Below are 20,732 nucleotides of genomic sequence, written 5' to 3' on the forward strand. Positions count from 1 at the left end.
CAGCCGCGGCAAGGGCGGTGCCGCCGGCGCCGCCGTAGCCGCCGCCCGGGCCGAACAGTCCGCCGGCCCCGCCGGCCTGGCCGGTCCCGGGTGCCCCGTCGAAGCCGTCGCCGATCAGCGGCCGTCCCAGCAGGAACCGGGTGGGCGCGTTGATCAGGTCCAGGAGGGGCTGCAATGGCCCGAGGTTGATCGATTCGGCGGTCGCGTAGCTGGTCGCACTGCCCGTCAACGCCTGGGTAAAGCGCTCCTGGAACAGCGCCGTCTGAACGGAAAGCGCCTGATACTCCTGGCCAAAGGTGCCGAACAACGTCGCGATGGCCGCCGATACCTCGTCGGCGGCCGCGGGCAGCAGCTGCGTCGTGGCAACTGAGGCCGCGGCGTTGGCTTCGCTGAGCGCCGCCCCGATCCCGTTCAGATGGGCCGACGCCGCTGCCAGCACCTCAGGTGTCGCGATCAGGTAAGACAACTCTTAGGCTCCCCTCGATTCCCCAGAGATGAACTGCTCTAAGCCGACGGTTGATCGAACAACTCGATCAGGTCAGGGACCCTACCGTTACGGGATCGGATGCATGCGCGAATCCGCAATTTCGTCCGATTTTCTTAACCATTTCCTGCATCGACCCGGGTGTCGGGTTGCGTGTCCGGTTGCCCGTCGGGGAAGACCGGCACCTCGTCGTCCCAAGGCTGGCGGGTGACCATGTCGGCCACCCGCACGTAGCCGCGCTCGAACTCTCCGGTCGCCGCATCTACCAGTCGGTACCGCTGGATCTGTCGGTGGATGGGCTGGGCGTCGAGCAGGACGACGCGGACCTCGCCGGGCTCGAAGCCGCAGCGTCGCTGCATCGCCGCGATGAGCTGCTCGTTGTGCATGTGTCCGTCACCGAAGTTCCACCCGACGGCCGTGCTGCAGATCCGCTCCCCGTCGGTGATGACGTAGTCGTCCTCGTTCTGCCCGGCCATCGCCCGGTGCGCCAGCGTGAACAGCGCCCGGCCGTGAGTGTTCATGGCGCGGAACGCATACCCCAGGTACATCGGGATCTGCGCACGGTCCTTGCCGTAGAAGCGCTCCAGCTGCGCCTGCGGCATGCTGGCGATCGCGACGATGCCCCGGTTGATCTTGTCGGTGGCTGACGGCTTGATGCACCACAGCGTGGTGTCCCAGTTGCCGGCGTAGTAGCGCATCGCCGGCAGGAACGAGATCTTGCGCGGGAACAGGTTTCCCAAAATCACGGTTCCGGCGAGGAGTGCGAACAGAATCGCCACCGGCACAGGGTGTTTCACGTTTCTCAAGCCGATGTCGGCGTGGCCGACGAACAGCGCCAGCACGCCGAAGATCATGAACACGTTCCACTCCAGCGGCACGCCCATCGGGATCGCGGTCAGGATGCCCAGGTGAAAACAGATCATCACAATGGCGGCCACCGTCAGCGGCCAGCCGGCGTGCGCCAGGAACAACGCCACCGGAACACACATCTCGATGAACGTGCTGGCGTGGGCGAAGATTCGCGACAGCAACCCGGGCCGCAGGTCGTCGGGAAACTTCTCGAAGAACAGCCGCTTGATGAACCGCGGCCGGAACAGCGGGTTGTTGGACATCATCGTGGAGATGACAAACGGGAAGTGCTTGTTCAGCTTTGACGTCGCCGCGCCCATCCAGATCACCAGGAAAACCAGCTTGGCGGCGATGATCGTGTCCACCCCGCCGAACAAGAAGGTCACCGTCAGCGAGCCGTAGACCTCGCCTCGGGCGGCCAGGAAGATCACCTTGTCGCGCAGGCCCAGCACCACCAGCAGCAGCAGGATCACCACGATCTCCCACGTCGGCAACAGCCCGGCCGTCGCCCCAATCTCAGGGACCGGGGCACCGCCGTCGGTGAACAGCGCCGTCACCAACATGAACAGCAGCAACGCGTACAACGCGACATCGATCGGCTTGCGCCTGGTGCCGTAGGTTCCCGGCACGCGGTCCGGCCACGGTGGCAGCCGGATGGTGCCGAACCGCATCCAGTAAAGGATCGAGCCCATCGGCGGGAAGAACCGGTTGTTCAGTGGCCCAAAGCCGCAGCCCAGTCCCACCACTTCGAACAACATCGTGTACAGCACGACCTTCTCGAAGACGATCGGCTCGGCGTACCAGGCTCGAACGTTGGTAAAGCCGTCAACGCCCTTGGTGGATATGACGATCAACCACGCGACCAGGATGTAGAGCAGGATCTTGGCGACGTAGAACAGGTGCAGTGCGACCGGCGTCCCGAAGCCCACCTCGGCCCAGTGCCTGGCCATCGGACGGATCTTCTCGCTGCGGGTGCCCTTGCTCCACTCGTCGATGTCGACCTCGGGCAACTGCGGCTTCAGGAATCCCATGGTTTGACAGATTAGGACGCGTTCTGGGCCCGCGCAGTCGGGTAGCGAATGGTTAACTCATCCGCCTGCTGACGGCTACCCGGCCGGATACGCTGAGTCTTGCCGGGGAGGAGGCACACATGACCAGACTTCGACTCCCGTTGCTGACGGCCCTCAGCCTCGTCGTCGCGAGCGCCGTCGCCGGCCCGCCCGCCACTGCCGAGCCCCCATCTCCGGGTGACCCCTGCACGGTGTTGCACGCGACCACCGACGACGTGAACGGCCGGACGTTGTGGTGCAACCCCACCATGACCGGTGACCACAGCCTGGTGTGGCAGTACGGCGGTCCGGGCTAGACCGTCACGGCGCCCCGGTCGCTCCCGGCGGGAGGAACGGCAGGTTCGGACAGCCGTGGTGCGCCAGGTCGAGCAGGGCGTCGACGTCGAGGTGCCGTTCGACGAGATCACCGAGCAGGTCCAAGCGACGCTCGCGGGCGGCCGAGAAGGAGGTGCCCGACGGGGCTAGGCCCAGCGCCTCCCGCAGGAAGGCCTCGCGCAACGGGTCACCTTCCAGCGCACCGTGCCACATCGTGCCGAACACCAATCCGCTGCGAACGCCGCCGAGGAATTCCTGGACGCCGCTGCCGACGGTGATGCGCCCGTGGTGAATCTCGTACCCGGACGCCGGCACTCCCAGTCCCTCGCCCCGCGGTAACCGCAGCACCTTCTCGACGCCGAACGTGGTGTGTACGTCGAGCACCCCCAAGCCGTCGACGTCGCCGGCGGGACCTTCGACGCCGTGGGGGTCGCTGATCGTGCGGCCCAGCATCTGGAAGCCGCCGCAGATGCCGAGCACCGGTTTGCCCGCGGCCACGTGCTGTCGCAGCGCGCGGTCCAATCCTCTTTCCCGCAACCAAGCCAGGTCGGCGATCGTCGCGCGGGTGCCCGGCAACACGATCAGGTCGGCATCGCCCAACGCCCGTGGATCGGACGCGAACACGACATCGACGTCAGGCTCCAGGCCCAGCGCGTCGATGTCGGTGAAGTTGCTGATCCGCGGCAATCGCACGACGACCACCCGCCGGGCCGCCGGGCCCGCCGCGCGGCGGCCGGCCAGATCGAGGGCGTCTTCGGAGTCCAGCCACAGGTCGGGATGCCACGGCAAGGTGCCGTACACCCGCCGACCGGTCAGACGCTCGAGGTCGGTCAGACCGGGCGCCAGCAGGTCGAGGGAGCCGCGAAACTTGTTGACGACGAACCCCGCAACCAACGCCTGATCCTCGGCCGACAGCAGCGCGACGGTGCCCAGAAAGGCGGCGAACACCCCACCGCGGTCGATGTCGCCGACGACGACGGTCGGCAGCCCGGCGTGACGGGCCAGTCCCATGTTGACGTAATCGCCTGCGCGCAAGTTGATTTCGGCGGGACTACCGGCCCCCTCGGCTATCACCACGTCGTAGCGCGCGGCCAGGTCGTCGAAGGCCCGGTGTGCCGCCTCGGCAAGCGCCCGCCGCCCCTCGAACCAGTCCGAGGATTCCAGTTCCCCCCACGGCCTGCCCAGCAACACCACGTGGCTGCGGTGGTCACTGCCCGGTTTGAGCAGCACCGGATTCATCGCCGCCTCGGGTGTGGTCCTGGCCGCCAGGGCCTGCACCCATTGCGCCCGTCCGATCTCCACGCCGTCTGCGCCGCCCTCGTCCAGCGGGCAGACCATCGAGTTGTTGGACATGTTCTGCGCCTTGAACGGCGCGACCCGCACCCCGCGGCGGGCCAGTGCTCGGCACAGCCCGGCGGTGACGGTGCTCTTGCCGGCGTCACTCGTCGTGCCGGCGACCAATAGACCAGCCATCAGTCGTGCGCACCCATGGGCCCAACGATATGGCCCGGATCTTTCGGGGTGTCGCTCAGCCGAAGATTCCGGGTGGGATGGGCGGCGCGTTCTTCAACACGCCCGGGTCGACGACGATGTTGAGCGCGCCTGCGCCGCCCGGCTCCAATTCCGGCAACCGCTCGACCACCGACAGGAACCGCCGCTGCTCGGCGCCGTCGATCACGCCGTCGGCCAGCTCGGTGAACTTCGCGATGTACTGTTCGCGGCCAAACGGCCTGGCCCCCAACGGATGCGCGTCCGCCACCGCGAGTTCGTCGATGATCACCTCGCCGCTTTTCAGAGTGACCTCAGCACGGGCGCCGAATGCCTTTTGCGCCGGGTCGTCCGCGTGGTAGCGCCGCGTCCATTCGGGATCCTCGACCGTGGAGATCTTGCGCCACAACTCGACCGTGTCCGGCCGGTGTGCCCGCTCCGGCGCATATGAGCGCTCGTGATGCCAGCTGCCATCCTGCAAAGCGACGGCGAAGATGTACATCAAGGAGTGGTCCAGCGTTTCCCGCGAGGCGTCCGGGTCGAACTTCTGCGGATCGTTGGAACCGGTGCCGATCACGTGGTGCGTGTGATGGCTGGTGTGCAGCACTATCGAGACAACCTGGTCCAGCGCGCCGATCCGCTCCCGCATGCGGCGGGCGAGATCGATGGGAGCCTGGCTCTGGTATTCCGCGGAGTGCTCCTTGGTGTAGCTGTCCAGGATGGCGCGTTTGGGCTCGCCGGGCCCTGGTAGCGGGACGCGGTAGGTGTGCTCGGGCCCCGAAAGCAACCAGGCGATGACGCCGTCCTCGCCTTCATAAATGGGTGCCGGCGCGCCCTCCCCGCGTATCGCACGGTCAACGGCCTCGATGGCGACCTTTCCGGCCCATGCGGGTGCGAACGCCTTCCAACTCGAAATGAGGCCCTTGCGGGATTGGCGGGTGCTGGTGGTCAGGTGCAGCGCCTGGCCGATGGCCTGGTAAATGGTTTCGGTGTCCAGCCGCAGCATCGTCCCGATGCCGGCCGCCACCGACGGTCCAAGATGCGCGACGTGGTCAATCTTGTGTTCGTGCAGACAAATTCCCTTGACCAGGTCGATCTGGACCTCGTAAGCGGTGGCCAGGCCGCGGACCAGATCTGCGCCGCCCACACCGAGATGCTGAGCGACGGCTAGCAACGGCGGAATGTTGTCGCCCGGGTGGGAGTAGTCCGCGGCCAAAAACGTATCGTGGAAGTCCAATTCGCGCACCGCGACACCGTTCGCCCAAGCCGCCCATTCTGGGGAGTAGTTGCCCTCGACACCGAAAACCCTTGCGCCGCCCTCTGATCTAGGATGCGCCAGCGCCTGCGCCCGTGCCGTCGCCACCGGTCGACGAAGAATCGCGGCCGCGGAGACGGCGGCGTTGTCGATGATCCGGTTGACAACCATGGCCTCGGTCTCCGAGGGCACGGCCACCGGATCGACAGCAACCTCGGCCAGCTTCCAGGCCAGGTGTTCGGTGCGCGGAAAGTCCTCGGCACTGCGTCGCGCCCGGACCTCGTGGATCTGCATGGATCGCAGCGTACGCAACCATCGAATACGTCTCGGTGGTCTGGATGACCAGCGGACCCAGCTCGCCGTATTCCGTGACGGACCAACCAAATTGAACAACCAGTCAATCTGTCGAATCCGGTCGCAAGCAGGTCAATCGGCGTACCTTGTTGCTGGGACCCAGGGGTCAACTGAGGAGACTGGCGTGACCGATGTGGAGTATTGCGTAGTCGGAGCGGGATTCGCGGGCTTGACCGCTGCGTTTCGGCTCAAGCAAGCCGGCCACTCGGTGGCAGTACTGGAGGCTCGCGACCGGGTCGGTGGCCGCACGTACACCTTCACCCGCGACGACGGGGTATGGATCGACCGCGGCGGTGCCTGGATTGGACCAGGGCAGGACCGAATCTACGCGCTGATGCAGGAATTCGGCGTACCCGAGTACAAGCAGCACAACGACGGCGATGCCATGATGGTCCTCGGCGGCAAAAAGCACCGGTACTCCGGCAAGGTCCCGTGGCGGATGAGCCCGTGGGCGACGGCCAATCTGGGACTGGCTTTGCTGTCCGTGGAGCAGATGTGCAAGACAATTCCGCGCGAAAGCCCCTGGGAGGCAAAGGATGCTGCCGAATGGGACCGCATCAGTGTCGGTGACTGGCTGGAACGCAACGTGCCGTCCAAGGGCGCCCGCGAGATGTTGGACATGGTGCTGGGCGGCACCTACACCTGTGCGGGCACCGAAACGTCTGTGTTGTGGATGCTGCTGCAGATGGCCTCCGGCGGTGGCCCCGGCTTTGTGATAGGCGGCAAGGGCGGTTCCCAAGATGCCCGTCCCGTCGGGGGAATGGGCGCCATCTATCGCCCGATCGTCGCCGAGTTGGGCGATGCGTTGCACCTGTCCAGTCCGGTGCGACGGGTGAGCCAGGACGCCGACGGGGTGACGGTCCAGTCCGACGGCCTGACGGTACGAGCACGCCGGGCCATCGTCGCGATTCCCATGGCGATCGCCGGCTCGATCGACTATGAGCCGTCCTTGCCCGCGGATCGGGCCCTCCTGAACCAGCGGATGCCCGGCGGCGCCGTCATCAAGACCTCGGTCGTCTATGACGAGCCGTTCTGGCGGGCCGACGGACTTTCCGGCCAGTCGGCCGCGGCGGGGACTCCGGCCACGCTGACCATCGACGCCTGCACGGACACCGGCAGTCCCGGGATCATGTGTGCGATCACCGAGGGGCGCGCAGCGCGTGCGCTGAGCCGTCTCGACGAGGCCGAGCGCAGGTCCGCCATCATCGGCGAACTGATCGACCGTTTCGGCGGCAGGGCCGCGCATCCGCTGGAATACCACGAGCAGAACTGGACCGTCGAAAAGTATTCCGGCGGTGGGATGATCAGCCACACCCCGACCGGGGTGCTGACCGAATACGGTCCGGCGTTGCGCGCGCCCTGCGGACGCCTGCATTGGGCGGGCACCGAAACCTCGGCCACCATGTGCGGGTGGATCGACGGGGCGATTCGCTCCGGCGAACGCGCAGCGTCCGAAGTCATTGCGGCCGAAATCGCCTCGGCCGCAATCGTTTAACCATCCAGCTAATCAGATCCCGGTGCGTGGCACCACGCTGGGCCGTTGTTGTTGCACCACATGCGGATTGGCCCCGCCCCGGCCGCCCATCATGCCGGCAGGCATACCCGCGCCGGCACCGGCGCCGGCGCCCATCGGCATCGGCATCATCGGCATGCCACCCCCGGTCGTGGGGGCGGCGGCAGCGGCCTGCGCCATCTCAGCAGCGTTCACGGCCCCCAAGCCACGCACTGCCGAACTGCCCATGGCTGCCGGCGTGGATCCCGGCCAGGTCGATGGCACCGACATCGCACCCACCAACCGAGCCTGGCCCAGACCCGCCGACGTCCCCGCCCCCAGTCCGCCACCGCCACCCAGTCCACCGACCGCGGGAGCCGTGTCACCGACAAACTTCGGCACGTCGGCCGCCGTAGCGCCCGCCAACGCCGCGGTATTGGCACTCGCCGACTGTCCCGCCTGCATCAGGGGCCCGATCAGCATGCTCGCTGGTGTCGCCGCCGCCTGCGCCACCGAAATCACCGACTGCAGCGGTAGCGCCGAAGCCAACGACTGCACTCCGGCAACCACACCCGACCCCGCCACCAACGCACCCTCGACCACTGGTGACACCGCGGCCGTCACCCCGTCGGCTATCCCGGCCACTCCCGCACTGGCCGTCGAGACGAGACCGGCCAAGTCCAGCGGCGGCACGCTGAACGGAACCAGCGCCGCCGCGACCGACTGCGCACCCGATTCGTACCCCACCATCGCGCCGACATCCTGGGCCCACATCTCGACGTAGTCGAACTCGGTGGCCGCGATCGCCGGCGCGTTCTGCCCAAGGAAGTTGGTGGCCACCAAGGAAACCAGCGAAACCCGATTTGCGCTCACCGCACCGGGATGCACTGTGGCCACCAAGGCCGTCTCGAACGCGGTGGCGGCCGCCTGAGCCTGACTTGCCGCCGCCTCGGCCTGTGCCGCGGCGGCACTCAACCATCCGATGTACGGCGTCGCCGCCGCGGCCATCGACACCGCCGACGGACCGGCCCAGGGTCCACTCGCCAGACCGGTGATGACCGACTCGAATGCCGCAGCCGAGGTCCGCAAGTCGGCGGCCAGCGCCTCCCAGGCTGACCCGGCTGCCGCCAACGGACCCGAGCCCACGCCGCCGAAGATCCGTGCCGAGTTGATCTCCGGCGGCAACCACGCGTAATCCAAGAACATCGCAACCCCCACCAGCCCAGCCACCGAGGCGGCACCGTCAACCCGCTAACCCGTCAGGTCTAATTCAAAGAAAGATCACATCAGAGTAGCCGCCATAAATCGCTCACGTCCAGGAAATCCCCAGGAACGAGGCAGGTTTCCGCAAGGTTGCCGGTTGAGTTGGCTGGTTACCCGATCCCCACCCGCGGCACCACCGTCGGCCGCGACTGCACCACCTGCGTGCCGCCACCACCGCGACCCGCCATGCCCGGAGGCATACCGGCCGCGGCCCCGGCACCGGCGCCCAGCGGCATCGGCATCATCGGCATGCCACCGGTCGCACCGGCCGTCCCCGCCAATTCCGCGGCTGCCTGCGCACCGGCCAACCCTGCCGGGTGTCCGGTCAATGCCGAACCGGCGGCCGCGGGAACCGTCCTGGCCCACGCCGGTGGCACCGACAGCGACCCGACCAGATTCGCCTTTCCCACACCGGCGGCTACCGCTCCCCCCGTGCTGGCCAGCGGGACGGCGTTCACCACATTCGGCACGTCGGCAGCCAAGCTGGACGCGGTACCGGCCAGGCCGGCGGTGCCCGCATTGGCCGACTGCGACGCCAGGCTGAGCAGCGGCGACATCATCATGCTGACCGGTAGCGTCGCGAACTGCGCGACCGATTCCAACGACTCGATCGGCACGGCCGAGCCCACCGAGGAGAGCGCCGATTGCGCCTGCCCGGCCAGGCCCTGAACCCCGGACACCACACTCGACACTCCCGATGTCACGCCGGACAGACTCACCGGGGGCACCGCGAAGGACGACAGCGGCGACACGGCCGCGGCCGCATCGGCGTGATAGCCCATCATCGCGGCCACATCCTGAGCCCACATCTCCATGTAGTCGAACTCGGTGGCGGCGATCGCCGGCGTGTTCTGGCCCAGGAGGTTCGTCGTCACCAGCGATGCCAGCGAGACCCGATTCGCCGTCACCGCAGCCGGATGGACCGTGGCCAACATCGCCGTCTCAAAGGCGGTCGCCGCCGCCCGAGCCTGTACCGCAGCGAACTCTGCCTGCCCGGCCGCGCCGCTCAACCAGCCGACATAGGGAACGGCTGCGGACGCCATCGCCACCGCCGACGGGCCCGTCCACGGTCCGGCCGTCAATCCGGTGACCACGGAATCAAACGATGCCGCCAACCCATGCATCACCGCGGCCACGCCGTCCCATGCGGACGCGGCCGCCAGCAGCGGAGCGGGACCCGCTCCGGCGTACAGCAACCCCGAATTGATTTCGGGCGGAAAAGCAAAAAAGCTCATCGCACCTTCTGCCAGGGCGTCAGCTCTGCGGCAACCGCCGAAGCCCCGCTGTGGTAGTCCGCCATCGCGACCACGTCCTGCGCCCACATCTCCTCGTAGTCGGCCTCGGCTGCGGCGATCGCCGGCGCGTTCTGCCCGAACAGGTTCGACAACACCAGGTGCACGAACGCGTCGCGATTGGCCGTCACCACCGCTGGGTGGACCGTCGCCGCCAACGCCGACTCGAATACCGAAGCCGAAGCGCGGGCCTGACTGGCCGCGCCCTGGGCCTGGGCCGATGCGGCACCCAACCAGCCCGCGTACGGAGCGGCCGCCCCGAGCATTGCCGCCGAGGCCGGCCCCTGCCACGCACCGCCGGCAAGTCCCGAAGTCACCGATCCGAAGGAGCTGGCCGCGGTGTCCAACTGGTCGGCGACCCCATCCCAAGCCGTCGCGGCCTGCAGCATCGGGCCTGCTCCGGCGCCCAGGTGAATCCGTGCCGAATTCACTTCCGGAGGCAACACCGCGTAGTTCATCGTGACCGTCCCTTGTCGTCAGCAGCTGGTCGGGAAGACATTCCCCAACTCCGTCGTTGCAAGGATGCGCGGCGGAGCGGCCTGCGAACGTCGGTCAAAAGGCGTAGAAATGCAGAATCCGGGGGTCGTAGAAAGGGAAGGCGTGGGGGTCGTAGCTTTCGCGCATCGTCAGCGCGTGCTACGGATGGTGCAAGCTGTCGCGCATTCGGGCCTGAGTCTGCGGTCCGGGTGCGCGGTCGCCAACCGGCGGGGCACCCGTTAGGACTTTCGGTTCTGTTGAACCCGCGTCGAACCAATGCCGATTCGCGCGCGTGAACCCCTGGTACACGGATGCATTCGCCTCGAAGACGGAAGTACGGAAGTGACGTGGGCGTGAACGAGTTTCTGCCGACGACAACAGTGACTTTGCTGTTCGCCGACATCGAAGGTTCCAACCTGCTCTGGGAGACCCAGCCCGAAGCGATGGCCGTTGCCCTGACGCGCCTGGATCGCCTGGCATTCAACATGATTGGCGCTCATGGCGGTGTAGGACCGGTGAAGCAGGGACCCGACGACGGATTCGTGGCGATGTTTGCGCGTGCCACCGACGCCCTGGCCTGCGCGGTCGAGCTGCAGCGGGCGCCGCTGGCGCCCATCCAGCTGCGCGTCGGAGTGCACACCGGTGAGATGACGCTCACCGACGCGACCGACGCGACCGACCAGGGCGATCCGACCCTGGCCCGGGCGGCTCGACTGCCCGAACTCGCCCACGGCGGACAGGTGGTGCTGTCGGGCACCACTCACGACCTGGTCGTTGACCAATTACCGGCCGGCTTCTGGTTAACCGACCTGGGCACCCACCAATTGCGCGACCTACCGCGCCCGGAGCGCATCGCGCAGTTGTGCCATCCCGATCTTCGGGTCGAGTTCCCGCCCCTGCGCGGATCATCGAAACCCGTTGCCTCGCATGGTCTCCCAATGCAATTGACGCGTTTCGTGGGCCGCGTCGGGCAGATCGACGACATCCGCAAAGTCCTGGTGGACAACCGACTGGTGACACTGGCCGGGGCGGGCGGGGTAGGCAAGACGCGATTGGCGTCGCAGGTGGCTGCGCAACTGGCCGGCGAGTTCGCCGACGGGGCGGCATTCGTCGACCTCGCGCCGGTGACCGATCCGGCGGTGGTGCCTGTCGCGGCGATCCGCGCGCTGGGCATCCCCGACCAGCCAGGGCGCTCCGCCATGGACACCCTGTTGCGGTTCGTCGCCCACCGACACATGCTGCTGGTCCTGGACAACTGTGAGCACCTGCTGGACGCGTGCAATCACCTGGCGGCCACGATTCTGGGTGCCTGTCCGCGGGTGACGATCCTGGCGACCAGCCGTGAGCCGATCGGCGTGGCCGGGGAGCTGACCTGGCGGGTGCCCTCGCTGTCGCTGACCGATGAGGCGATCGAGTTGTTCGTCGACCGCGCCCAGCTGGCCCGGCCGGACTTCGCGTTCACCGCCGACGACGCCACCGACATCGACAAAGTCAACGAGATCTGCCGCCGCCTCGACGGTCTACCCCTGGGCATCGAGCTCGCGGCGGCGCGGGTGCGCGTCATGTCGCTGACCGAGATTCTGGAAGGACTGCGCAGCTTCCGATTGACTCCGGACGCGACCCCTTCCGCCACCGGTCGCAACAAGACGCTGGGCACCTCCATCGACTGGTCACACGCCCTGCTGAGCCAGCCTGAACGCACCCTGTTCCGCCGGTTGGCCGCCTTCCGGGGCGGCTTTGACCTCGACGCGGTGCATGCCGTCGCCGCCGGCGCGGATCTGCCCAAGCATCAGGTCATCGATCAGCTCACGCTGCTGGTGGACAAGTCTCTGGTCATCGCCGAACGCTTCGGCGACCGAACGCGCTACCGGCTGCTGGAAACGATGCGCCACTACGCGATGGAGAAGCTCGAGGAGTCCGGCGAGGCCCCGGAGATGCGCTCTCGGCACCGCGATCACTACGCGGCAATGGCCGCCCGGCTGGACGGTCACGCCGAGAACGGCAGCCACCGCCCCATCGAGCGGGCGGAAATCGAGATCGACAACCTGCGGGCCGCGTTCGCCTGGAGTCGGGAGAACGCCGAGATCGAGCGGGCGCTGGAGCTCGCCTCGGCACTGCAGCCGCTCTGGTTGACCCGCGGCCGCTTGCAGGAGGGGCTCGCGTGGTTCGACGCGGTCCTGGCCGACCAGGACGACGGCGTATCCGCTCTCGTGTCCCCGCTCGTCCGGGGTCGGGCACTGGCCGACAAGGCAACCCTGGACGCAACCCGCAGCTTCCACCACAGCCTCGACGAGGCCGAGCAAGCGGTGGCGATCGCGCGCGAAATCGACGACCCGGCGTTGCTGGCGCGCGGGCTCACGGCCTGCGGAGCCATCGCCTCCTATAACGCCGACACCGCCCTGCCCTACCTCACCGAGGCCATCGGCATCGCCCGCACCCTCGGCGACCAGTGGAGGCTGACGCAGATTCTGAACTGGCAGGCGTACGGGGCGTATTTCGCCGGCGATCCGGTGGCCGCCGACGCTGCGGCGCAAGAGGGCAGCGAACTCGCCGCCGCGATCGGTGACCAGTTCCACTCGCGAGCCTGCCGCTGGAACCTGGGCCTGGCCCAGATGATGAAAGGCGATCTCGCCGGCGCGGCCGCCCAGCTTCGCGCGGTGATCGTCGAGGCGGACGCGGCGCACGACTTGGTGTTCAGCTGGGTCAGCCGGCTCACGCTCGCGCAGGTGCTGGCCTTTCGCGGCGAGGTCGAAGCGGCTCGCGCGGCGGCCACCGAGGCCGTCTCGCTGTCTGGCGATCTGTGGCGGTACAACGAGGGCTTCAGCTATGCGGCGTTGGCGGTGACGGCCATTGCCTCCGGCGATGTCGAAAGTGCGACCGCGGCAAGCGAGACCGCCCGGGAACGGCTGAGAGCGCAGCGCGAACTCGCGATGGTGAACATCAACCCGGTGGTCGAGGTCGCCTTGGCGCGCGGCGAGCTGGTCGAGGCCGGACGATTCGCCGACGAGCAGGTCTCGGTGATGTCAGGCTGGCATCAAGCGCGGGCGTTGACGATGCGCGCCCGCGTTGCCATCGCCAACGGCGAGCCGGTGCCGGCCGAACGCGACGCCCAGAAGGCGCTGGCCAGTGCGGCGAAGCTGCAGGCGCACCTCGCCGTCCCCGATCTCCTCGAGTGCCTGGCGACGCTGGCCGCCGACGGGCAAACCCGCGACGCCGCAAGGCTTTTCGGCGCGGCGAGCGGAATCCGGCGGCGGCTCGGCGCAGCCCGGTTCAAGATCTACGACGCCGAGCACGAGGCGGTCGTGACCCGGGTTCGCCAGGCCATGGGGTCCCGCAAGTTCGACGAGGCGTGGGCTGAGGGGGCACGCCTGTCGATTGACGAAGCCGTGGCGTACGCGCGACGCGGTCGCGGGACACGGAAACGCCCGACCACCGGTTGGGCCTCGCTGACCCCCACCGAGCGCGACGTCGTGCGCCTGGTCGGAGATGGGTTGGCCAACAACGAGATTGCTGCGCGGCTGTTCGTTTCGCGACGCACCGTGCAAACGCATCTCACGCACGTGTACGCCAAACTCGGGCTCAATTCTCGGGTACAGCTCGCCACCGAAGGGGCTTGCCGCAGCTGAGGCGCCGGACGGTCGTTGGCGCTCGCGTCGAGCGTCACGCCGGCGCAACGCTCGCGCTCGAACGCCACGCTGACGTGACGTTCGGCGGGGGCTCAACGGAACAGACCGGACTGCGCATCCGACCGGTTGAAGAACCCCGAGTCGCTGTTGCCCGAGTTTCCGATGCCCGAGTTGAACACGTTGGAATTGCCGATCCCGATGTTGTCGAAGCCGATGTTGGCGATGCCGGCCAGGAAGCTGCCCGAGTTGTTGAACCCGGCGTTGTTGCCGTTTCCAGAATTCCCGAAGCCCGACTCCTCGACTAGACCGGAATTTTGAAATCCGGAGGTGATGCCACCCGCGTTGAAGAAGCCGGAGCTACCCATTCCGGTGTTGCCGAAGCCGGAGTTCATCACCCCGGCAGGGGTGATCACGCTGCCGAAACCGGTGTTCAGGTTGCCCGAGTCGAAACCTCCGGTGTTGCTTGAGCCTGAATTGGCCCAACCCGTGTTGATGTCGCCCGCGTTGAGGTCGCCCGTGTTGACAGAGCCCGCGTTCAAACTGCCCGTGTTCTGGAAGCCCGAGTTGCCGAACCCCACGTTCTGGGATCCGCCGTTCGCGATGCCCATGTTGTTGGCACCCGCATTGCCGAAACCGAAATTGCTGAAGCCGGCGTTGCCGAAGCCGGTGTTTCCCGCACCCGAGTTGGCGAACCCCGTGTTGAGGCTTCCGGAGTTGTCGAACCCGAAGCTGTGGTTGCCGGAGTTGAAGAAGCCGATGTTGCCGGTACCCGAGTTGAAGAAGCCGATGTTTCCGGTGCCCGAGTTCCCGATGCCGATGTTCCCGACGCCGGAGTTCAACGCCCCGAAGCCCACCTGGTTGTCGCCGGTCAGGCCGAAGCCGATGTTGTTGTTGCCCGTGTTGCCGAAGCCGAAGTTGTTGTTGCCGGTATTTCCGAAGCCGGTATTGCCGATACCGCGATTTCCGGCACCCATGTTGAAGTCACCGCGATTTCCGCTGCCCATGTTGGCGTTTCCGAGGTTCGCGTCGCCGAGGTTGCCGTTGCCTTTGTTTCCGACGCCGACGTTGCCAAGTCCGGAGTTTCCGGTCCCGGTGTTGTTGTTGCCCGCGTTTCCGCTGCCCAGGTTGAGGTCACCACGGTTGCCGTTGCCGACGTTGCTCATGCCGTTGTTCCCGTTGCCGAGGTTGGTGTCGCCGATATTGCCGCTGCCGACGTTTTGGTTGCCGTGGTTGCCGCTGCCCAGATTGCCGTTACCGCGGTTTCCGCCGCCGACATTGCCGCCACCGGCATTGCCGGTTCCGATGTTGAAATCGCCGAGGACGCTGGCGACCGCCGCCTGCGCTTGACCGACCTGCCCCGTCAGGCCCTGCAGCAGCTGGGGCAGACCGAAGGGCGCCAATTGCGCGGCCGCCGCTGAAGCGGCGCCGTGGTAGCCCACCATCGCCGCCACATCCTGGGCCCACATCTGCTCGTAGTCGGCTTCGGCGGCCGCGATAGCCGGCGCGTTCTGCCCAAACAGGTTCGACATCACCAGCGACACCAGACCGCTGCGATTACCCGCCACCACCGCCGGGTGCACGATTGCCGACACCGCCGCTTCGAACGCCGACACCGCCGCGCGAACCTGCCCGGCCGCGCCTTCCGCGTGCGTCGCCGCCGCGGTCAGCCAGCCCAGATAGGGGGCGGCGGCGCGGGTCATCGCCGCCGCCGCCGGACCCTGCCACACGCCACCCGCCACGTTCGACGTCACCGACCCGAACGCATCCGCCGCGGAGCCAAGTTCGCCGGCCAACGCTTCCCACGCCGCCGCGGCCGTCAGCATCGGCCCCGGGCCCGCCCCTAGATACATCCGCGCCGAATTGACCTCGGGCGGCATCACCAAGAAACTCATCACGACCATCCCTCGTCAGCGAGGCCCGCTGGTACCCCGACGTTGCGTCAAACTGAGTCGAGAATGCGGTCGGGCGGCCCGAGGAACGTCGGTCAGGACACGTACCTGGACCCGGCGGGGGGTCGTATATTCGCTCGGCGCACGGGTCGTAGCCGGGGTTTTTTACTCATGTTGAACCGTTGCCGACCCGAGTGCGTGACACTGAGTTAGTCACGGATTCATCACCGTGGATCGGAACGACATGTGCGTGGGTGAGTTTTTGCCGACGGGAACGGTGACCTTGCTGGTCGCCGACGTCGCGGGCTCTAACGAGCTGTGGGAAACCCAGCCCAGCGCCATGGCGTCCGCCGTCGGGCACCTCGATCGCACGGTAACCGACATCATCGCGGCCGACGCCGGTGTTGGGCCGGTCTGGCAAGGCGTCGACATTTGCGAGGACGGTTTTGTAGCCATGTTCCCCTGCGCGACCGACGCGTTAGCCTGCGCAGTAGCTCTGCAGCGTGCGCCACTCGCGCCGATCGAATTACGCGTCGCACTGCACACCGGCGAGGTGCCGCTGGGCCAGGCGAGCGACTTTGCCGGCCCGACCCTCACCCGGGCCGCACGGCTGCGCGACCTGGCGCACGGCGGGCAGGTGTTGGTGTCGAGCACCACGCACGAGTTGGTCATTGATCAACTCCAGACCGACGTCTGGCTGGCCGATCTGGGGACCTATCAGCTGCCCGATTCGCAGCGCCCCGAACGCGTCGCGCAACTCTGCCACGCCGACCTGCGGGTCGACTTCCCTCCGTTACGAACATTCAGTGCCGTTGTGCCGCATGGCCTTCCGCTGCAACTGACGCGGTTCGTCGGGCGCGCAGCCCAGATCAACGACGTACGGAAGTTCCTGGGCGACAACCGGCTGGTGACCCTGGTCGGCGTGGGTGGCGTCGGTAAGACGCGGCTGGCGGCACAGATCGCCGCGCAGGCGGCGGCGGAATTCGCCGGCGGGGTCTGGTTCGTCGACCTCGCGCCGGTGAGCGACCCGGAGGTGGTGCCGCTGGCGGTACTTCGCGCGCTGGGGTTACCGGATCAGCCTGGGCGCTCGGCGATGGACACGCTCGTTCGATTCGCCGGTCACCGGGAAGTTCTGCTGGTGCTGGACAATTGCGAGCACCTGACGGCTGCGTGCGAGACGCTGGTCGGTGGACTGCTGGGCGCTTGTCCGCGGCTGACAATCCTGGCCACGAGCCGTGCTCCGATCGGGTTGCCCGGCGAGCTGATCTGGCGGGTGCCGGCACTGTCGCTCGCCGACGAAGCGGTCGAGCTCTTCCTTGACCGGGCGCGACTGGCCCGGCCGGACTTCGGCATCACGGCGGCCGAAACCGCCGTCGTGCGCGACATCTGCGGTCGACTCGACGGACTGCCGCTCGGGATCGAGCTCGCCGCGGCGGCGGTGCGGCTGATGTCCCTGGCCGAGATCGACGACGGTCTGCGCAACCGCTTCCGGCTGCTGACCGACGATGCGCCGACGGCGCTGCGCCGCAACCGCACGCTGGGAGCATCGGTCGACTGGTCCCACACGTTGCTCAGTGAGCCCGAACGCATCCTGTTCCGCAGGCTAGCGGTGTTCAGTGGCGGCTTCGACCTCGACGCGGCTCGCAGCGTCTGCGGCGACGACCCGCAACGGCACCAGGTGCTCGACCGCCTCGGCCAGCTCGTGGACAAGTCGCTTGTGGTCGCCGAGGCCGAGGGCGACCGGACGCGTTTCCGAATGCTGGAGACGGTGCGCCACTACGCCGTGGCGAAGCTGCGTGAATCGGGCGAAGCCGATCGGCTCCGTGCGCGCCACCGTGATCACTACCTGCACCTGGCCGCACTGCTGGACAGTCCCGCCGACACTGACCAGCAACTCCGTATCGAGCAGGTGGAACTCGAGATCGACAACCTGCGGGCGGCGTTTCTGTACTGCCGCGAGAACAACGACATCCAGCGGGCACTGGAACTGACATCGGCGCTGCTGCCGCTCTGGCTGACTCGGGGCCGCATCCAGGAGGGGCTGGCCTGGTTCAACGCGGTCCTGGTGGATGAGCGCGCCCAGCTTCCCGACGTCTCAGCGCTGGTGCGCGGCCGGGCGCTCGCCGACAAGGCTGCGCTGGACGCGTCGCGCAGCATCCACGACAACCTCGACCAGGCGCAGCAAGCCGTCGCGATCGCGCGCGAACTCGGCGACCCGGCACTGCTGGCCCGGGCGCTAACCGCTTGTGGCGCAATAACTTCCTATAGCGCGGACACCGCGCGGCCGTATCTCGCCGAGGCCCTCGGCATCGCGCGCGAGCTCGGCGACCGCTGGCGACTCACCCAGATCCTCACCTGGCAGGCCTATGGTGCGTTCTACGCCGGCGACCCGATTGCGGCGTACACCGCCTCCCAGGAGGGACTAGAAATCGCCGAAGTCATTGGCGACCAATTTCATTCGCGTTCGTGCCGCTGGACCCTGGGGTTGGCGCAGCTGATGCAGGGCGACCTGCCGGCCGCAATAGCCCAGTTCCGCGCGGTAACCGCCGACGCCGACGCCGCGCACGACGTGCTGTTCCGCTGGGGCAGCCGGCTGGCGCTGAGCGATGCACTCGCCTTTCACGGTGACGCCGACGGGGCCCGCGGCGCGGCCCAAGCGTCGTTGGCGGCCGCGGCCGACCTTTGGTCCTACAACGAGGGCTTCAGCTACGCGATGCTGGCGACCGCGGCCGTCGCCGCCGGTGATGTCGCGGCGGCGGCCGAAGCGAGCGAAGCCGCCCAGCAGCGGCTCAGCGTGCAGGGTGAACTCGCCGGGGCGAATACCAATCCGATGGCCGAGATCGCTTTGGCGCGTGGCGATCTCGCCACCGCCGGGAGTTGGGCCGACCAGGAAGTTGCGGCGTCGGCCGGCTGGCATCTCGCTCGGGCGTTGACCACCCGCGCTCGCATTGCGATCGCCAAGGCCGAGCCCGACCATGCCGAACGAGACGCGCACAAAGCGCTGGCGTGCGCCGCGGAACACCAGGCGCACCTGGCCGTCCCCGATATCCTCGAATGCCTCGGCCGGCTTACCGTCGACGGCCTGAACTATCGCGATGCGGCCCGGCTATTCGGCGCGGCGCACGGAATCCGCCGGGAGATGGGCGCCGTCCGGTTCAAGGTCTACGACGCCGAACACGAACAGACGGTAGCGGCGGTGCGCGAGGCCCTGGGCCCGGAGCCTTTCCAGGTCGCATGGAACGAAGGCCTCGGCTTGTCGATCGAAGAGGCGATCGCCTACGTCCGGCGCGGCCGGGGCGAGCGCAGGCGCCCGACCAGCGGGTGGGCATCGCTGACCCCCACCGAGCGCGATGTGGTGCGCCTGGTGGTCGACGGGCTGGCCAACAACGAGATCGCCGGTCGACTCTTCATTTCGCGGCGGACCGTACAAACGCACCTCACGCACGTGTACACGAAGTTGGGCATCAATTCGCGCGTGCAGCTCGTTCACGAGGGAGCCAGCCACTTCTGAGTCCCGGCCGGCCGAGCTGCATCATCGTGTAATTACTTGGGGCGCAACGTATCTGAACTATCGGGCCAGCGATCGTCGCCGCACGCACCGGACAAATTGCGGGAAGCTCGCAAAAACCGGTGTGACGTGTCCCGCATAGGGCTACGTTGGGTTTATTAGGTAAACGCGGGGGCGATCGCGGGCACAACCTAGGTCGCGGGGGCCTGTGGGGAGATCTGCGATGTCATTTGTAATCGCGACGCCAGAGTTGTTGCAGAACGCGGCAACTGAGTTAGCTCGTCTCGGATCAACGCTCAACACGACCAACGCCACCGCGGCGGCTCAGACCACGGGCATACTGGCCGCCGCCGAAGATGAGGTCTCGGCGGCCATCGCAGCGCTGATTTCCGCCCACGGCCAGGGCTATCAGGCGCTCAGCGCGCAGGTGGCCGCGTTTCATGACCGGTTTGTGCAGACCCTGACTGCCGGTGCGGGGTCCTATGGCGCCGCTGAGGCGGCCGCCGCCAACGCCGTCGACACCTCATCCTCGGCCGCGGCGAGCAACGACATGGTCGGAGCGGCTGCTGCCGCGTTGGCGGCGCTCAACGCCGACCCGATGTTTTCCAGATCCGTTGCGGCCGCCGCCAGCATCTCGGGACCCACTACTACAAACGACATCGCTGTCCTCCCGCCGTTACGGAATCGCCATTTTGAGGATCTGGCGCGACGTGGAGAAGAACTTCGGTCATAGGACGTAGATGCGCCGTGCTGGGGGTCGTAGTTCCTGCGTGCGCTCGTACCAGACGCCCCCAGCCCCACCGACCCGGCATGGTGGTCATCCCGAGGCTGGGTCTCGGGAAACCCACCAAGCGAAGTGCCTTGGGGCGGCTTGGCGGCGACCCACCACCAAGTAGCGGGCATCGCCCAAAGTCACTGCGGGCCAGCCGGTTACGGCAGCCCGTTCATGCCGTCCTGGCCCAGCAACATGCCGCCGGTACCTCCGGCGCCCGCTTTGCCCGGGGTGGGTCCAGTTCCGCCGTTACCGCCGCTACCGCCGTTGCCGATCAGCCCGGCGTTGCCGCCGCGACCTCCATCACCGCCGCCAGTGAGCCCGATGCTCTGCCCGCCGGTTCCGCCGGCACCGCCGTTGCCGATCAATCCTGCCTGGCCCCCATTGCCGCCGGCACCGCCGAAACCGGCGAAGGCGAACCCGCCGACACCGCCGTTGCCGCCGTCGCCGAACAGCATCCCGGCCTTACCGCCGGCTCCACCCGTCCCAGCGGCGCCGAAGCGGGACATCCCACCGGTGCCGCCGGCGCCGCCGTCGCCGGAAAGAACGCCGGCGGCGCCCCCGGCACCACCGGCGCCGCCCGCGGCGGTACTGGTGG

The 20,732-nt window shown here is 67.7% G+C and carries 12 protein-coding genes and 3 pseudogenes; 5 read left to right on the forward strand and 10 right to left on the reverse strand.

Annotation, left to right across the window (positions count from 1 at the left end; genetic code table 11):
• Both BST27_RS25940 and BST27_RS25945 read right to left on the reverse strand, forming a co-directional pair.
• A partial coding sequence (locus BST27_RS25940) for a PE family protein (protein ID WP_139805374.1) occupies positions 1-466 on the reverse strand: 466 nt, incomplete at its 3' end.
• Between the two features lie 134 nt (positions 467-600).
• On the reverse strand, positions 601-2,364 hold the full coding sequence (locus BST27_RS25945) for a DUF3556 domain-containing protein (RefSeq protein ID WP_069420899.1): 1,764 nt from the start codon (positions 2,362-2,364) through the stop codon (positions 601-603).
• A gap of 119 nt (positions 2,365-2,483) precedes the next feature.
• Here BST27_RS25945 and BST27_RS25950 point away from each other — a divergent pair, with 119 nt between their 5' ends.
• Positions 2,484-2,699 (forward strand): hypothetical protein, encoded by a 216-nt coding sequence (locus tag BST27_RS25950; RefSeq protein ID WP_069420900.1) that lies wholly within the window; start codon positions 2,484-2,486, stop codon positions 2,697-2,699.
• 4 nt (positions 2,700-2,703) lie between these two features.
• Here the strand turns inward: BST27_RS25950 and BST27_RS25955 are convergent, their stop codons facing one another.
• Positions 2,704-4,191 carry a cobyric acid synthase gene (locus BST27_RS25955; RefSeq protein WP_069420901.1) on the reverse strand — a complete coding sequence of 496 codons (1,488 nt, stop codon included), beginning with the start codon at positions 4,189-4,191 and terminating at the stop codon, positions 2,704-2,706.
• 55 nt (positions 4,192-4,246) lie between these two features.
• Positions 4,247-5,755 carry a 2-methylcitrate dehydratase PrpD gene (gene prpD / locus BST27_RS25960; RefSeq protein WP_069420902.1) on the reverse strand — a complete coding sequence of 503 codons (1,509 nt, stop codon included), beginning with the start codon at positions 5,753-5,755 and terminating at the stop codon, positions 4,247-4,249.
• Positions 5,756-5,939: 184 nt separating this feature from the next.
• Here prpD and BST27_RS25965 point away from each other — a divergent pair, with 184 nt between their 5' ends.
• Complete coding sequence (locus BST27_RS25965) at positions 5,940-7,310, forward strand: flavin monoamine oxidase family protein (protein WP_069420903.1); 1,371 nt, start codon at positions 5,940-5,942, stop codon at positions 7,308-7,310.
• Between the two features lie 12 nt (positions 7,311-7,322).
• On the opposite strand, the gene BST27_RS25970 is transcribed toward BST27_RS25965, so the two are convergent.
• The 3 genes and pseudogenes from BST27_RS25970 to BST27_RS25980 all read right to left on the reverse strand — a co-directional run.
• Positions 7,323-8,513, reverse strand: a complete 1,191-nt coding sequence (locus tag BST27_RS25970; protein ID WP_069420943.1) for a PPE family protein — start codon at positions 8,511-8,513, stop codon at positions 7,323-7,325.
• Positions 8,514-8,680: 167 nt separating this feature from the next.
• The gene (locus tag BST27_RS25975; RefSeq protein ID WP_069420904.1) at positions 8,681-9,805 is read right to left on the reverse strand and encodes a PPE family protein; all 1,125 of its coding nucleotides are present in this window, start codon (positions 9,803-9,805) and stop codon (positions 8,681-8,683) included.
• 11 nt (positions 9,806-9,816) lie between these two features.
• Positions 9,817-10,320: pseudogene (locus tag BST27_RS25980) on the reverse strand (PPE family protein); the annotation flags it as partial.
• Positions 10,321-10,692: 372 nt separating this feature from the next.
• Between BST27_RS25980 and BST27_RS25985 the strand changes: the two are divergent.
• Positions 10,693-13,965 carry a helix-turn-helix transcriptional regulator gene (locus tag BST27_RS25985; protein WP_069420944.1) on the forward strand — a complete coding sequence of 1,091 codons (3,273 nt, stop codon included), beginning with the start codon at positions 10,693-10,695 and terminating at the stop codon, positions 13,963-13,965.
• 92 nt (positions 13,966-14,057) lie between these two features.
• Here the strand turns inward: BST27_RS25985 and BST27_RS25990 are convergent, their stop codons facing one another.
• Positions 14,058-15,857: a PPE family protein gene (locus BST27_RS25990; protein ID WP_069420945.1), complete on the reverse strand. Its 1,800-nt coding sequence runs from the start codon at positions 15,855-15,857 to the stop codon at positions 14,058-14,060.
• Positions 15,858-16,104: 247 nt separating this feature from the next.
• On the opposite strand from BST27_RS25990, the gene BST27_RS25995 reads away from it, so the two are divergent.
• Both BST27_RS25995 and BST27_RS26000 read left to right on the forward strand, forming a co-directional pair.
• Positions 16,105-19,365 carry a LuxR family transcriptional regulator gene (locus BST27_RS25995; RefSeq protein WP_069420946.1) on the forward strand — a complete coding sequence of 1,087 codons (3,261 nt, stop codon included), beginning with the start codon at positions 16,105-16,107 and terminating at the stop codon, positions 19,363-19,365.
• Positions 19,366-19,585: 220 nt separating this feature from the next.
• Positions 19,586-19,807: pseudogene (locus BST27_RS26000) on the forward strand (PE family protein); the annotation flags it as partial.
• Between the two features lie 35 nt (positions 19,808-19,842).
• On the opposite strand, the gene BST27_RS34870 reads toward BST27_RS26000, so the two are convergent.
• On the reverse strand, positions 19,843-20,265 hold the full coding sequence (locus BST27_RS34870) for a PE family protein (RefSeq protein ID WP_346243002.1): 423 nt from the start codon (positions 20,263-20,265) through the stop codon (positions 19,843-19,845).
• A gap of 27 nt (positions 20,266-20,292) precedes the next feature.
• Positions 20,293-20,732 (reverse strand): annotated as a pseudogene (locus BST27_RS32635) (PE family protein); the annotation flags it as partial.

It is taken from the genome of Mycobacterium intermedium (assembly GCF_002086275.1).
In the GTDB taxonomy this organism is placed as follows: Bacteria; Actinomycetota; Actinomycetes; order Mycobacteriales; family Mycobacteriaceae; genus Mycobacterium; species Mycobacterium intermedium.

Coding starts and splice junctions, on each gene's coding strand:
- BST27_RS25945 (WP_069420899.1), bottom strand. CDS start 2,364: ATGGGATTCCTGAAGCCGCAGTTGCCCGAGGTCGACATCGACGAGTGG.
- BST27_RS25950 (WP_069420900.1), top strand. CDS start 2,484: ATGACCAGACTTCGACTCCCGTTGCTGACGGCCCTCAGCCTCGTCGTC.
- BST27_RS25955 (WP_069420901.1), bottom strand. CDS start 4,191: ATGGCTGGTCTATTGGTCGCCGGCACGACGAGTGACGCCGGCAAGAGC.
- prpD (WP_069420902.1), bottom strand. CDS start 5,755: ATGCAGATCCACGAGGTCCGGGCGCGACGCAGTGCCGAGGACTTTCCG.
- BST27_RS25970 (WP_069420943.1), bottom strand. CDS start 8,513: ATGTTCTTGGATTACGCGTGGTTGCCGCCGGAGATCAACTCGGCACGG.
- BST27_RS25975 (WP_069420904.1), bottom strand. CDS start 9,805: ATGAGCTTTTTTGCTTTTCCGCCCGAAATCAATTCGGGGTTGCTGTAC.
- BST27_RS25990 (WP_069420945.1), bottom strand. CDS start 15,857: ATGAGTTTCTTGGTGATGCCGCCCGAGGTCAATTCGGCGCGGATGTAT.
- BST27_RS34870 (WP_346243002.1), bottom strand. CDS start 20,265: ATGCCCGCTACTTGGTGGTGGGTCGCCGCCAAGCCGCCCCAAGGCACT.